Raw genomic sequence first — 12,701 nt, 5'->3', positions numbered from 1 at the left:
AACGGGCTTCACGCGGCCCATTATTGCCAAGGCATTCCCATGGCCACCCTTCAACATCCCGAGAGACGCAGCCTCATGTCCACCGCCACCGACGACGACTCCCAGCAACGCTTTGCCCTTGGCCTGGTGTTCGTGCTCATCGCCCTGATCGTCGCCACCACGATCGGCGCCGCCGTCTACCACTACGGCCTGCCCGGCAACGATGCCGACGCGGCCGGCACCGCCAGCACCGCGCCCGCCGCCCCGGCCACGGGCGTGGCCGTCATCACCGAGACGGTGGTGGCCGTGGTGCCCGAAGGCGCCAGCGTGCGCGTGGAAGGCGGCGTGGTGAAGTTCTACTTCGCCACCGGCAGCGCGGACATCGCGCCCGGCGCTGCCGAGGCCCTGGCCCTGGTGCTGCAGGGCGTGCAGAACGGCCGCAAGGCGGTCGTCTCGGGCTACCACGACACGACGGGCGACCCGGCCAAGAACGAGGAACTGGCCAAGCAGCGCGCCATCACCGTGCGCGACGTGCTGGTGGGCCTGGGCGTGCCGCAGGACCGCGTCACGCTCGAAAAGCCGGCCGTCGCCGTCGGCGGCCAGGGCGACAACGCCGCTGCGCGCCGCGTGGAAGTGAAGCTGGTCGACTGAGCGGCAGCGCTTCGCCATCGACGAGCCCGGCCTGGCCGGGCTTTTTTGTGCGCGTCGTTGCGCCGCGCGCGTCGGCAGCGTCGGCGTCAGCGCGTGAAGAGGAAGAGCAGCGTTGCGGCCAGCACCGCGGTGAGGGCAGCCATCGCCCGCTTCATCCGCTGCAGCCGCTGGCGGTTCAGCTCGATGCCCGCGACGAGCTGGGTGTTCTGCTCGGCCAGGGATTTGATGAGTTCGGTCGAGGCCTGCATCTGCGCCTCGATGTCGCGCACCGAGGCTTCCAGCCGCTGGACCTGCTGCCTCAGCTGTTCCGCCTCGGTCAGCGGGCGGCCGGGCGGTGTCGTCGTCTCGCTGGCCTCGGCCTGCTCGGCGCTCTGGCGGCGCCGCGTCACGGAGCTCCACAGCTTGGCCGCGCCCTCCGCGACCTTGGGCGCGTTCTCGACGACCTGGCCCCAGGGGATGTTGGCGAGAACGGTGAAGAGGGTGCCGGCGGCCATGGGTGTAGCGATGTGGAGGGACAGAGAAGGTGAGGTGCGGGCGGCGGTCGAATGTTCCCCGGGAGCGCGCCGTGCTCAGGCGCTTTCCCGCACCACCACCTCCCACGCCAGCTCGACGCAGTGCTGCGCCACGGGCTTGCCACGCATCAGGTCCAGCAGCATGGTCGCCGCCGCCTGACCGATCTCGCGCCGGGGCGTGCGCACGCTGGTCAGGTTGGGCATCAGCTGCTCGCTGCCGGGCAGGTCGTTGAAGCCGGCGACGCGCACGTCGCCGGGCACTGAAATGCCCAGCCGCGGCGCGGCCATCAGGGCGCCCTGCGCCAGGTCGTCGTTGCAGAAGAAAATGGCGTCGGGCCGGGCCTCGGCCACGATGCGGCCGAACATCTGCGCGCCCAGGGCGAAGGACGAGGGCTCGGGCCGCAGGAATTCGAGCGCCGGGTCGTAGCAGCCGGCGGCCTGCAGCGCGCGGCGGTAGCCCTCGGCACGCTGCATCACGCGGGCATCGAGCTGGGCGGCGGCATAGGCGATGCGGCGGGCGCCGCGGGCGAGCAGATGCGCGGTCAGCGCTTCGCCGGCGTCCTGCTGCGAGAAGCCGACGCAGTGCACGCCGGGTGCGCGGCTGGTCTCCATGACGTGCACGCAGGGCACGCGGCTGGCCTGGATCAGGGCCCGCGTCTCCTCGCTGCGCTCGAAGCCGGTGACGATGAGGCCGGCCGGGCGGTGCATCAGCTGCTCCCGCAGCAGCTGCTCCTCTTCGCGCGGGTCGTAGTGGGTCACGCCGATCAGCGTCTGGAAGCCGCTGGCGCGCAGGGTGCGCTGCACGGCCTCCAGCAGATCGACGAACAGCGTGTTGGTCAGCAGCGGAATGAGCACGGCCACGTGCGTGCTGCGCTGCGAGGCCAGGGCGCGGGCGGCCGGGTCGGGCACGTAGCCCAGCGACTCGGCGGCGGCGCGGGCGCGGGCCACCAGCTCCGGCGCCACGGCGCGCTCGCCGCGCAGGGCGCGCGAGACGGTGATGGGGCTCACGCCGGCGGCGCGCGCGACGTCCTGCAGGGTCACGCGACCGGTGCTGCGGCGGCCGCTTCGTAAAGGCTTGTCGTCCATCGATCGGGGTGCGGTGGGTGTAAACCCTAGGTGGAGGCGTGGCTGAGTATGCTTTAGGATAGCGCTATCCATCGAATGGACCCGGCGTGGCCTGCGCCATTCGAGAAGCACAGTCACGAGGCCGCCCGGCCTCGTTTTTGCGCCATCGAAAGATAGCGCTGTCCAAATGGAAAGCACATGGAGACATCGAGCAATCCCGCCTGGCTGGTGGTGATGGGCGTGTCCGGCTGCGGCAAGTCCAGCCTGGGGCAGGCCGTGGCGGCCGTGCTGGGCCTGCCGCTGATCGAGGGCGACGATTTCCACCCAGAGGCCAATATCCGCAAGATGCACAGCGGCACGCCGCTCACCGACGAGGACCGCGCCGGCTGGCTGGCGCGCCTGGGCGAGGAAATGGCCGCGCGGCAGGGCGGCGCCGTGCTGACCTGCTCGGCCCTCAAGAAGGTGTACCGCGACCGCCTGCGCGCGGCCGTGCCGGGCCTGCGCTTCGTCTTCATGCAGATCGACCGCGACGAGGCGGTGGCCCGCGTGCAGGCCCGCGAGGCGGTGCACATCTTTCCGGCCAGCCTGGTCGACAGCCAGTTCCAGACGCTGGAGTCGCCGGTGGGCGAGCCGGGCGTGCTGACGGTGCCGGCCACGGCGCCGCTGGCCCAGTCCGCCGCCCGGGTGCGCGACTGGCTGGGCGTGGCGGCCTGACCCCCCTTTCAGTTCCTTCGACGGAGACACCATGACGACAACACACTCCCCGGCCGCGACGGGTGCGGCACCCACGACATCCGCGGCGCCGACGGGCCGCGTGCCCGGTCGGCGCTGGCGCATCGGCGGCCTGCTGGGCGCGGGCGTGCTGGTCAACTATTTCGACCGGCTGAGCCTGTCGGTGGCGGCGCCGCAGATCCAGGCGGAATTCCATCTCTCGCCCGAGCAGATCGGCTTTTTCCTGTCGGCCTTCTTCTGGACCTACGCACTGCTGCAGGTGCCGGCCGGCATGCTGCTGGACCGCTACGGCCCCACGCGCATCGGCCGCTGGGGCGCGTTTGCGTGGGGGATCGCCTCCACGCTGACGGCGCTGGCGGGCGGCTGGGCCGGCATCTTCGCGGCGCGCATGCTGCTGGGCATTGCAGAGGCGCCGGGCTTCATGGTGAGTTCCAAGGCCACCGGCTACTGGTTCCCGCGCGGCGAGCGGGCGCTGGCCACGGCCATCTTCGACGCCGCGGCCAAGTTCTCGAACGTGATCGGCGTGCCGCTGGTCGCCTTCGTGGTGGTGGGCTTCGGCTGGCGCTGGGGCTTCGGCGTGTGCGCGGCGCTCAGTTTTCTGTACTTCTTCGCCTTCCTGTTCATCTACCGCGACCCGAGCCAGGACGAGAAGCTGAGTGCGACCGAGCGCCGCCACATCGTCGAGGGCGGCGCCGCCCCCGAGGGCGCACCGGCCGGCGGGGCCAGCGGCATGCTGGGCTACCTGCTGCGCCAGCCCAAGGTCTGGGGGCTGATGCTGGGCTTCGCGGCCTACGGCTATTCCTTCTACCTGTTTCTGACCTGGCTGCCGGGCTACCTGGTGCAGGCCATGCACATGAGCATCCTCAAGTCCGCCGGCTTCGCCGCCATCCCGTGGATGGTCGCCACGCTGAGCGACCTGTTCGTCGGCGGCTGGCTCATCGACCACCTGATCGCCAAGGGCCACGAGGAATCGAAGGTGCGCAAGACGGTGCTGGTGTGCGGCATGGTGCTGGGTCTGGCCGTGTTCGGCGCCACGCAGACCACCGACCCGGTCTGGGCCATCGTGTGGATCTCCATCGCGCTGGGCGGCCTGGCCGCGGCGGCACCGGTGAGCTGGTCGCTGCCCTCGCTGATCGCGCCGAAGGGCGGCGTCGGCACCGTGGGCGGGCTGATGAACTTCGGCAACAACCTGATGGGCGCGGCCGCCCCCATCGCCACCGGCTTCATCGTCGGCGCCACCGGCTCCTTCGTGAACGCCTTCCTGCTGGCGGGCGCGATCCTGGTGATCGGCATCGTCGCCTTCGTGTTCCTGATGGGGCGCATCGAGCCCATTGCCGAGCCGTCAGCCTGAGTTCAGGCTTGGCGACGCGAAAGGCGGGGGTCCGATGCGGCAGGTGGAAACTCTCCGACGCCTCCCGCGGGCCGCCGCCTGTTTTCATGCCCTGGCCGTCCTGCCGTTGGTAGGATGAAACCGTTCCACCTTGCCGCCCCTGCCATGGGGCGGCTTCGTTCATTCAGCCCCGCGCCATGACCACGATCCATCCCACGCTCCACGCCGTCACCGAACGCATCCGCGCCAAGAGCCGCGACCTGCGTGCGGCCTACCTGCAGCAGATCGCCGAGATCGGCGGCCGCCAGCGCGGCTCCGACCGCATGGGCTGCGCCAACGTGGCCCATGCCGTGGCCGGCGTGCCCGCCAACGACAAGCTGCGCATCGTTGCGGAGCGCGCGCCCAACATCGGCATCGTCACGGCCTACAACGACATGCTGTCGGCCCACGCGCCCTTCCGCACCTACCCCGAGGTGCTCAAGGACGAGGCCCGCAAGCTCGGCGCCACGGCCCAGGTGGCCGGCGGCGTGCCGGCCATGTGCGACGGCGTGACGCAGGGCACGCCGGGCATGGAGCTGTCGCTGTTCAGCCGCGACACCATCGCCATGGGCACGGCCGTGGCGCTGACGCACGACATGTTCGATGCCGCGCTCATGCTGGGCATCTGCGACAAGATCGTGCCGGGCCTTCTGATCGGCGCACTGCATTTCGGCCACCTGCCCACGGTCTTCGTGCCGGCCGGGCCCATGCCCTCGGGCCTGTCCAACAGCGCCAAGGCCAAGGTGCGCGAGCAGGCGGCCCAGGGCCTGGTGGGCCGCGAAGGCCTGATGGAGGCCGAGATGGCCGCCTACCACGACCAGGGCACCTGCACCTTCTACGGCACCGCCAACAGCAACCAGATGCTGATGGAGGCCATGGGCCTGCACGTGCCGGGCACTGCCTTCATCCAGCCGCACGACGGCCTGCGCGAGCACCTCACGCGCGAGGCAGTGCGCACCGTGCTCGGCAAGACGACCGCCGAAGGCTGGACGGTGCCGCCCATCGGCGAGCTGGTCGACGAGCGCTGCATCGTCAATGCCATGGTGGCGCTGCTGGCCACCGGTGGCTCCACCAATCACCTGATCCACTGGGTGGCGGTGGCGCGCGCGGCCGGCATCCTGATCGACTGGAACGACTTCTCCGAGCTGTCGGACGTGGTGCCGCTGCTGACGCGCGTGTATCCCAATGGCACGGCCGACGTGAACGGTTTCCAGCAGGCGGGCGGCCCCGGCTTCGTGATCCACGAGCTGATGTCGGCGGGGCTCATGCATGCCGACGTGCGCACCGTGCGCCCTGGCGGCCTGGCCGAGTACGCGCAGATCCCGCAGGGCGCCGACGGCGGTGGCCTGCATTGGGTGCCCGCCTGGCCGTCGAAGGATGTGGACGTGGCCCGGCCGGCCAACAACCCCTTCAGCGCCACGGGCGGCCTCAAGCTGCTCACCGGCAACCTGGGCCGCAGCGTGATCAAGGTGTCCTCGGTGCCCGACGACAGGCACGTGATCGAGGCGCCCGCGCAGGTCTTCGACTCGCAGGCCGCGCTGCAGAAGGCCTTCGCGGCCGGCGAGCTGGAGCGCGACGTGGTCTGCGTCGTGCGCTGGCAGGGCCCGCAGGCCAACGGCATGCCCGAGCTGCACAAGCTCACGCCGCCGCTGTCGGTGCTGCAGGGCAAGGGCTTCAAGGTGGCGCTGGTCACCGACGGCCGCATGAGCGGTGCGTCGGGCAAGGTGCCGGCCGCCATCCACGTCTCGCCCGAGGCCGCCGCCGGTGGTCCGCTGGCCAAGGTGCGCGATGGCGACCTGATCCGCCTGGACGCCGTGGCCGGCACGCTCGCCGTGCTGGTGCCCGAGGACGAATGGGCCCAGCGCGAGGCGGCCGTCATGTCGGCCGAGCAACGCTTCGCCGATGGCCGCGGCCTGGGCCGCGAACTCTTCGCCGGCATGCGCCGCAACGCCACCACCGCGGAAGAGGGCGCCTGCACCTGGCTCTGAGCCCGCCCCTGTGTTGCCAAACCCGGCCCCGCGACTGAGCTTCGAAAGGGCTTTCATCCCCGTGTGCCCCGGCTTCGACAGGCTCAGCCTGAACGGTCTGGGGCCGGGTGCCCGCATTGATCCGCGTCCTTCCTCCCTCTGAAACCTTCTTTCGCCTTGCCAAGGCCTCAGCCATGAACCAGCCCCTCACCGCCCTCGACGTGATGCACGACGCACCCGTCATTCCCGTCATCGTGCTGCAGGACCCGCAGGATGCCGTGCCCCTGGCCCGTGCCTTGGCCGCCGGCGGCATCCGCATGCTGGAGGTGACGCTGCGCACGCCCGTGGCGCTCGAGTGCATCGAACGCATCGCCAAGGAAGTGCCCGAGGCCGTAGCCGGCGCCGGCACCATCCGCAGCGCGGCCGATGCGCAGGCCGCCGCCCTGGCCGGCGCCCGCTTCGGCGTCAGCCCCGGCTACACCCGCTCCGTTGGCAAGGCCTGCCACGACCTCGGCATGCCGCTGCTGCCGGGCGTGGCCACGGGCAGCGAGATCATGATGGCGCAGGAAGACGGCTACCAGCAGCTCAAGTTCTTCCCGGCCCTGCAGGCGGGCGGCGCACCCATGCTGAAGGCCTGGCAGGGCCCCTTCGGCGAGGTCAGGTTCTGCCCCACCGGCGGCATCCACGCGGGCAATGCGGCGGAATTCCTGTCGCTGGCCAACGTGGCCTGCGTGGGCGGCTCGTGGATCGTGCCGGCCGACGCCATCGCGCGGAAGGACTGGGCCCGCATCGAGACCCTGGCCCGCGAGGCCAAGGCCCTGTCGCGCTGATGCGCGACGCCGGCCTCGCAGGACGCTAGAGTCCCAGGCCATGACCGCATCCAACGCTTTCGATCCGGCCTCCATCGAGGTCATCGCCTTCGACGTCTTCGGCACCGTGGTGGACTGGCACAGCGGCATCGCCGCCGAGGTCGAGCGCCTGCTGCCCGGCGTGGACGGCAGCGCCTTCGCCCTGGCCTGGCGCGCGGGCTACCAGCCGGCCATGAAGGCCGTCATGGCGCGGATCGAGGCCGGCGAGGGCGGCTTCACGCTGCTGGACGAGCTGCACCTGAGCATTCTGGAGGGCGTGCTCTCCGACTATTCCATCGGCGAGGACCGGCTGGACCGCGCCGGCCGCCGCGAGCTCAACCGCGCCTGGCACCGGCTGCCGGCCTGGCCCGATGCGGTGGCGGGGCTGGCGCGGCTCAAGCGCCGCTACACGATCTGCCCGCTGTCCAACGGCAACATCGGCCTGCTGACCAACATGGCCAAGCGCGCCGGCCTGCCCTGGGACTGCGTGCTGTCGGCCGAGGTGTTCAAGGCCTACAAGCCCGACCCGCGCACCTACCTGGGCGTGGCGGGCATCTTCGACCTGCCGCCCAACCGCGTGATGCTGGCCGCCGCCCACCACAGCGACCTGGCCGCCGCGCGCCACTGCGGCCTGGCCACGGCCTACATCGAGCGGCCCGCCGAGTTCGGCCCCGGCCAGCCGAAGGACGTGTCGCCGCAGCCCGGCAACGACCTCCACGCGCGGGACATCGGGCACCTGGCGGATCTGCTGGGCTGCTGAGCGCGCTGGGTGCATGGCCGCCATTGGCCCCACGGCGGCAACCGCCGGGGCGCTCCGCTAGGCTCCTGTCCTTTCGTTGCGCGCCGAGGAGCCTCCCGGATGAGTCCCCTGTTCGAACCCCTGCGCCTGGGTGCGCTGACCCTGCCCAACCGCATCGTCATCGCGCCCATGTGCCAGTACTCCGCCGAGGACGGGCGGGCGGCCGACTGGCACCGCATCCACTACGGGCACTTGGCCCTGTCCGGCGCCGGAATGCTGATCCTGGAGGCGACCGCCGTCTCGCCCGAAGGCCGCATCAGCCCGGCCGACCTGGGCCTCTACGACGAGGCGACCGAAGCCGCAATGGCCGACATGCTCCGCGCGGTACGCGGGCACTCCGACATGCCGATCGCCGTGCAACTGGCCCATGCCGGACGCAAGGCCTCCAGCCGCGCGCCCTGGGACGGCGGCAGCCAACTGCGTCCCGATGAACCCGGCGGCTGGCTGGCCGTGGCGCCCAGCGCATTGCCGCATGGCGATGGGGAAGTGCCGCCCAAGGCGCTCGACGATGCGGGCCTGGCCAAGGTCCGCGACGATTTCGTGGCGGCCGCGAAGCGCGCCGTGCGCGTCGGCCTGCAGGGCATTGAGCTGCATGCAGCCCACGGCTACCTGCTGCACCAGTTCCTGTCGCCGCTGGCCAACGCCCGCAGCGACGGCTACGGCGGCAGCCTGGAGAACCGCATGCGCTTCCCGCTGGAGGTGTTCGAGGCGGTGCGCGCCGCCGTGCCGGCCGAGGTGCCAGTATGGGTTCGGGTCTCCGCCACCGACTGGGTGGAGGGCGGCTGGGATCTGCCCAGCACCCTGGCCTTTGCGGAGGCGCTCAAGGCACGCGGTTGCAGCGCCATCCATGTCTCCACCGGCGGCGTGTCGCCGCTGCAGAAGATCCCGGTGGGCCCCGGCTACCAGCTCGGCTTTGCACGCGAGGTCAAGGCGCGCGTCGGCTTGCCGACCCTGGGCGTGGGCCTGATCACCGAGGCGCGCCAGGCCGAAGCCGCCATTGCCGAAGGCCAGGCCGACGCGGTGGCGCTGGCGCGGGCCATGCTGTATGACCCGCGCTGGCCCTGGCATGCCGCGGCCGAACTTGGTGCGCAGGTGAACGCGCCCCGGCAGTACTGGCGTTCGCAGCCGCGCGAATTCAAGGACCTGTTCACCGGCGCGCACATCGCGCAGCGCTGAGGCGCCCGCCAGCGGCTGGCCACTCAGCGCGCCAACGTGTGCATCTCCGCGATCAGGTCGGCCTTGCCCTCGAAGCCGATGCCGGGCAGCGGCGGCAGGTGCACATGGCCGTTGTCCACCTTCACGCCGTCGGGAAAACCGCCGTAGGGCTGGAACAGGTCGGGATAGCTTTCGTTGCCACCGAGGCCCAGGCCGGCCGCGATGGCCAGCGACATCTGGTGCCCGCCGTGCGGAATGCAGCGGCTGGGTGACCAACCATGGTCCTTGAGCATGTCGAGCGTGCGCAGGTACTCGACCAGGCCATAGCTCAGCGCGCAGTCGAACTGCAGCCAGTCGCGGTCGGGCCGCATGCCGCCGTGGCGTATCAGGTTGCGCGCGTCCTGCATGGAGAACAGGTTCTCGCCCGTGGCCAGCGGGCCGGCGTAGGCCTCGCCCAGGCGGGCCTGCAGTTCGTAGTCCAGCGGGTCTCCGGCCTCCTCGTACCAGAAGAGCGGGTACTGCGACAAGGCGCGGCCGTAGTCGAGCGCCGTGGGCAGGTCGAAGCGGCCGTTGGCGTCCACCGCCAGTTGCTGGCCGGGCGCCAGCATCTTGAGCACGGCCTCGATGCGCGCGCAGTCCTCGGCCAGCGGCGCGCCACCGATCTTCATCTTGACCACCGAATAGCCACGGGCCAGGTAGCCCTCCATCTCCTGGCGCAGGCCGTCCAGACCCTTGCCCGGGTGGTAGTAGCCGCCGGCCGCGTAGACGAAGACGCGCGGGTTGGCCTGGCCGTTGCCGTAGCGCTCGGCCAGCAGCTGGAAGAGCGGCTTGCCCTCGATCTTGGCCACGGCGTCCCACACCGCCATGTCGATGGTGCCGACCGCCACCGAGCGCTCGCCGTGGCCGCCGGGCTTCTCGTTGCTCATCATGCAGGCCCAGATGCCGTGCGGGTCGAGGTTGTCGCCCGTCTCGTCGCGCAGGCTGGCCGGGTCGGCCTCCAGCACGCGCGGGATGAAGCGCTCGCGCATCAGCGCGCCCTGGCCGTAGCGGCCGTTGGAGTTGAAGCCGTAGCCGATCACCGGCCGCCCGTCACGGATCACGTCGGTGACCACGGCCACCAGGCTCAGAGTCATCTTCGAGAAGTCGATGTAGGCGTTGCGGATGTTGGATTGGATGGGCCGCGTGGATTCGAGGATGTTGACGATCTTCATGGCAAGCGCGTGGGTGAAAGGTCGAAGAAAGAGGAGCGCGGGCTCAGCGCGGCAGCGACGAGCCGCCGCAGATGGCGATGTCCTGCCCGGTGATGGCCGCCGCTTGAGGCGAGAGCAGGAAGGTGGCGAGGGCGGCGATTTCCGCCGGCTCGATCAGCCGGCCGATGGGCGGCAGCCGCGGCGCACTGCCGGCGCGGGCCGGGTCCTGCAGCATGCCGGTCGCCGTGGCGGCGGGCGAGATGACGTTGACTGTCACGCCCTGCGCCGCCACCTCGGCGCCCCAGCTGCGGGCCAGCGCCACCAAGGCGGCCTTGGTGGCCGCGTACTGGCTGCGGCCGGGCATGCCTTGCGCCACCCGGCTGCCGATTAAGACGACACGGCCCTGGCGGCGCTCGGCCATGCCGGGCACCAGCGCGTCGGCCAGGCGGCTGGCGGCGTCCACATGCAGGCGCCACATCAGCTCGCCGGCTTCGGCATCGAGATGGCCCAGCGGGCCGACGCGCAGCACGCCGGCCGCATGCACCAGGGCCTGGACCGGCGACAGCGCGGCGCACAAGCGTGCGATGGCGGTGCCGTCGCGCAGGTCGAGGGTGTGGCCCGTGAAGGCGGCATGCACGATCGACGCAGGCGCGGCATCGAGCCCGCTGACCTGCCAGCCGGCATCGAGCAGCGCCAGGGCGATGGCGCGCCCGATGCCGCTGCTGCTGCCGCTGACCACGGCATGCGGCTGCGCGGTGCTGCCCTCAGTCGACACGGATGTTGCCCTCCGTGATGATCTTGCGCGAGCGCTCCATGTCGGCCTGCTGGAAGGCGGCGAATTCCTCCGCCGTGCCCGGCGTGAGCAGCAGCCCCTGCGAACCCAGCAGCGTCTTCATCTCGCCGGCGAGGGCCTTGTTGGTCTCGGCATTGAGCCGGCGGGTGATGTCGGCCGGTGTCCCCGCGGGCGCCCACAGGCCGTACCAGCTGTAGAACTCGTAGCCCGGCAGCGTCTCGGCCAACGTCGGCACATCGGGCAGGCTGGCCGCCCGCTGGGCCGAGGTGACGGCCACCACGCGCAGCATGCCGCTCTTGTGGTACTGCAGCGAGCCCAGGATCGGGTCGATGAAGCCATCGATCTGCCCGCCGATCAAGTCCTGGAAGGCGGGTGCCGTGCCCTTGTACGGCACGATCAGGTAGTCCAGGTTGCCGGCGCGCCGCAGCAGTTCGGTGGCCAGGTGGCCGGCCGAGCCGATGGAGCCGACCGCGAAGGTCATCTTGCCTGGGTTGGATTTGGCGTATGCCATCAGCGAGCGCACGTCGGTGATCGGCAGGTTCTTGTTGACCGCCACCGACAGCGGCGCCTTGGCCACCAGGGCCACCGGCGCGAAGTCGCGCACCACGTCGTAGCGCACCGACTTCATGGTCATCGGCGCCGTGGTGAAGGTCGAGGCGTTGAACAGCAGCGTGTAGCCGTCGTTGCCCGCCTTGGCCACCACCTCGGCGCCGATGGCGCCATTGCCGCCCGGGCGGTTCTCGACCAGGAAGGTCTGGCCCATCTGCTCGCCCAGCTTCTGGGCCAGCATGCGGCCCACCGTGTCGAGCGTGCCGCCGGGCGGAAAGGGAATGATCACCCGCACCACCCGGTTGGGCCAGCCCTGCGCCATCACGGGCGCGGCGGCGGCCAGCGTGGCGGCGCCCAGGGCGCCGTGCAGGAAGCGTCTGCGTTGCAGCATGGTGTTGTCTCCGGTGTCGTTGTTCTGGGGAGCCGTGCGGACGGCTCAGCGGCGCAGCAGTCCGGCCTGGCGGCAGGCGGCGCGCAGGGCATCCATCTCCTGCGGGTTCGGCGCCTCGGTGGGCGGGCGCACGGTGGCGCGCTCCAGCACGCCTGCCAGGTACATGCCGCCCTTCATGCGGGCGTGGGCCTCGCCCGTGGGCTCGCCGCCGCCGTAGACGGCATCCTTCAGCGGCGTGATCACGGCCTGGACCTCCATGGCCTTCTTCAGATCGCCGGCCTTCACCGCGGCCCACAGGTCGATGATGAGCTGCGGGATGAAGGTGGCGAAGCCCACCAGCGCGCCGTCCACGCCCTGCACCATCGAGGCGAGCAGGTATTCGTCGTGACAGGTCAGGATGGCCTTGGCCGGGTTGGCCTCGCGGATGGCCTGGATGTCGCGGGCGTACTTGTTCATGTCCCGCTGGCCGACCTTGAAGGCCTGCAGGTAGGGCAGGCGGGCCAGTTCGGCCAGCAGCTGCGAGCTGTACGAGGCGCGCGTCCAGGCGGGGTAGACGTGGCAGACCAGGTCCAGTTCGGGCGCGGCGCGGTGGATGGCCTCGAAGTACTGCAGCGCATGGCCGGGCGTGAAGCCGAAGCGCAGCCAGTGGTGGGGCGGCATCACGTCCAGCGCCGCGGCGCCGGCGGCCTGGGCGGCGCGCG

Annotated in this window: 13 protein-coding genes; 7 read left to right on the top strand and 6 right to left on the bottom strand. The window is 71.1% G+C overall.

Going from position 1 to position 12,701, the window contains the following annotated elements:
- Nucleotides 1-75: 75 nt before the first annotated feature.
- On the top strand, nucleotides 76-630 hold the full coding sequence (locus NS331_RS23635; protein WP_058644377.1) for an OmpA family protein: 555 nt from the start codon (nucleotides 76-78) through the stop codon (nucleotides 628-630).
- Between the two features lie 86 nt (nucleotides 631-716).
- On the opposite strand, the gene NS331_RS23630 is transcribed toward NS331_RS23635, so the two are convergent.
- Together NS331_RS23630 and gntR are read right to left on the bottom strand one after the other, a co-directional pair.
- The gene (locus NS331_RS23630) at nucleotides 717-1,124 is read right to left on the bottom strand and encodes a hypothetical protein (protein ID WP_058644376.1); all 408 of its coding nucleotides are present in this window, start codon (nucleotides 1,122-1,124) and stop codon (nucleotides 717-719) included.
- A gap of 75 nt (nucleotides 1,125-1,199) precedes the next feature.
- The gene (gene gntR / locus NS331_RS23625; RefSeq protein ID WP_058644375.1) at nucleotides 1,200-2,228 is read right to left on the bottom strand and encodes an HTH-type transcriptional regulator GntR; all 1,029 of its coding nucleotides are present in this window, start codon (nucleotides 2,226-2,228) and stop codon (nucleotides 1,200-1,202) included.
- Nucleotides 2,229-2,405: 177 nt separating this feature from the next.
- Here gntR and NS331_RS23620 point away from each other — a divergent pair, with 177 nt between their 5' ends.
- From NS331_RS23620 to NS331_RS23595, 6 genes are all read left to right on the top strand, one after another.
- Entirely contained in the window at nucleotides 2,406-2,921 is a 516-nt protein-coding gene (locus NS331_RS23620; RefSeq protein WP_058644374.1) for a gluconokinase, read from the top strand.
- 31 nt (nucleotides 2,922-2,952) lie between these two features.
- The gene (locus tag NS331_RS23615; protein ID WP_058644373.1) at nucleotides 2,953-4,290 is read left to right on the top strand and encodes an MFS transporter; all 1,338 of its coding nucleotides are present in this window, start codon (nucleotides 2,953-2,955) and stop codon (nucleotides 4,288-4,290) included.
- A 176-nt stretch (nucleotides 4,291-4,466) separates the two neighbouring features.
- Entirely contained in the window at nucleotides 4,467-6,296 is a 1,830-nt protein-coding gene (gene edd / locus NS331_RS23610) for a phosphogluconate dehydratase (protein WP_058644372.1), read from the top strand.
- Between the two features lie 173 nt (nucleotides 6,297-6,469).
- The gene (eda, locus tag NS331_RS23605) at nucleotides 6,470-7,105 is read left to right on the top strand and encodes a bifunctional 4-hydroxy-2-oxoglutarate aldolase/2-dehydro-3-deoxy-phosphogluconate aldolase (RefSeq protein WP_058644371.1); all 636 of its coding nucleotides are present in this window, start codon (nucleotides 6,470-6,472) and stop codon (nucleotides 7,103-7,105) included.
- A gap of 40 nt (nucleotides 7,106-7,145) precedes the next feature.
- A complete protein-coding gene (locus tag NS331_RS23600; RefSeq protein WP_058644370.1) occupies nucleotides 7,146-7,883 on the top strand; it encodes a haloacid dehalogenase type II in 738 nt (245 codons plus the stop codon).
- Nucleotides 7,884-7,982: 99 nt separating this feature from the next.
- Nucleotides 7,983-9,098, top strand: a complete 1,116-nt coding sequence (locus tag NS331_RS23595; RefSeq protein ID WP_058644369.1) for an NADH:flavin oxidoreductase/NADH oxidase — start codon at nucleotides 7,983-7,985, stop codon at nucleotides 9,096-9,098.
- 23 nt (nucleotides 9,099-9,121) lie between these two features.
- Here NS331_RS23595 and NS331_RS23590 read toward each other — a convergent pair whose 3' ends face one another.
- The 4 genes from NS331_RS23590 to NS331_RS23575 form a co-directional block, all read right to left on the bottom strand.
- Nucleotides 9,122-10,288 carry a mandelate racemase/muconate lactonizing enzyme family protein gene (locus NS331_RS23590; RefSeq protein ID WP_058644368.1) on the bottom strand — a complete coding sequence of 389 codons (1,167 nt, stop codon included), beginning with the start codon at nucleotides 10,286-10,288 and terminating at the stop codon, nucleotides 9,122-9,124.
- A gap of 43 nt (nucleotides 10,289-10,331) precedes the next feature.
- The gene (locus tag NS331_RS23585; RefSeq protein WP_058644367.1) at nucleotides 10,332-11,042 is read right to left on the bottom strand and encodes an SDR family NAD(P)-dependent oxidoreductase; all 711 of its coding nucleotides are present in this window, start codon (nucleotides 11,040-11,042) and stop codon (nucleotides 10,332-10,334) included.
- Nucleotides 11,032-11,997: a Bug family tripartite tricarboxylate transporter substrate binding protein gene (locus tag NS331_RS23580; protein WP_058644394.1), complete on the bottom strand. Its 966-nt coding sequence runs from the start codon at nucleotides 11,995-11,997 to the stop codon at nucleotides 11,032-11,034. The genes NS331_RS23585 and NS331_RS23580 overlap by 11 nt, the downstream gene beginning before the upstream one ends.
- Before the next feature lie 48 nt (nucleotides 11,998-12,045).
- A partial coding sequence (locus NS331_RS23575; RefSeq protein WP_058644366.1) for a dihydrodipicolinate synthase family protein occupies nucleotides 12,046-12,701 on the bottom strand: 656 nt, incomplete at its 5' end.

The sequence above is a fragment of the Pseudacidovorax intermedius genome, from assembly GCF_001476815.1.
Classification (GTDB): domain Bacteria; phylum Pseudomonadota; class Gammaproteobacteria; order Burkholderiales; family Burkholderiaceae_C; genus Xenophilus; species Xenophilus intermedius_A.
This window is presented reverse-complemented; position numbering and strand designations above follow the sequence as displayed.

Excerpts from the sequence above, each read along its gene's own strand:
- NS331_RS23635 (WP_058644377.1), top strand. The coding sequence starts at position 76 with ATGTCCACCGCCACCGACGACGACTCCCAGCAACGCTTTGCCCTTGGC.
- NS331_RS23630 (WP_058644376.1), bottom strand. The coding sequence starts at position 1,124 with ATGGCCGCCGGCACCCTCTTCACCGTTCTCGCCAACATCCCCTGGGGC.
- gntR (WP_058644375.1), bottom strand. The coding sequence starts at position 2,228 with ATGGACGACAAGCCTTTACGAAGCGGCCGCCGCAGCACCGGTCGCGTG.
- NS331_RS23620 (WP_058644374.1), top strand. The coding sequence starts at position 2,406 with ATGGAGACATCGAGCAATCCCGCCTGGCTGGTGGTGATGGGCGTGTCC.
- NS331_RS23615 (WP_058644373.1), top strand. The coding sequence starts at position 2,953 with ATGACGACAACACACTCCCCGGCCGCGACGGGTGCGGCACCCACGACA.
- edd (WP_058644372.1), top strand. The coding sequence starts at position 4,467 with ATGACCACGATCCATCCCACGCTCCACGCCGTCACCGAACGCATCCGC.
- eda (WP_058644371.1), top strand. The coding sequence starts at position 6,470 with ATGAACCAGCCCCTCACCGCCCTCGACGTGATGCACGACGCACCCGTC.
- NS331_RS23600 (WP_058644370.1), top strand. The coding sequence starts at position 7,146 with ATGACCGCATCCAACGCTTTCGATCCGGCCTCCATCGAGGTCATCGCC.
- NS331_RS23595 (WP_058644369.1), top strand. The coding sequence starts at position 7,983 with ATGAGTCCCCTGTTCGAACCCCTGCGCCTGGGTGCGCTGACCCTGCCC.
- NS331_RS23590 (WP_058644368.1), bottom strand. The coding sequence starts at position 10,288 with ATGAAGATCGTCAACATCCTCGAATCCACGCGGCCCATCCAATCCAAC.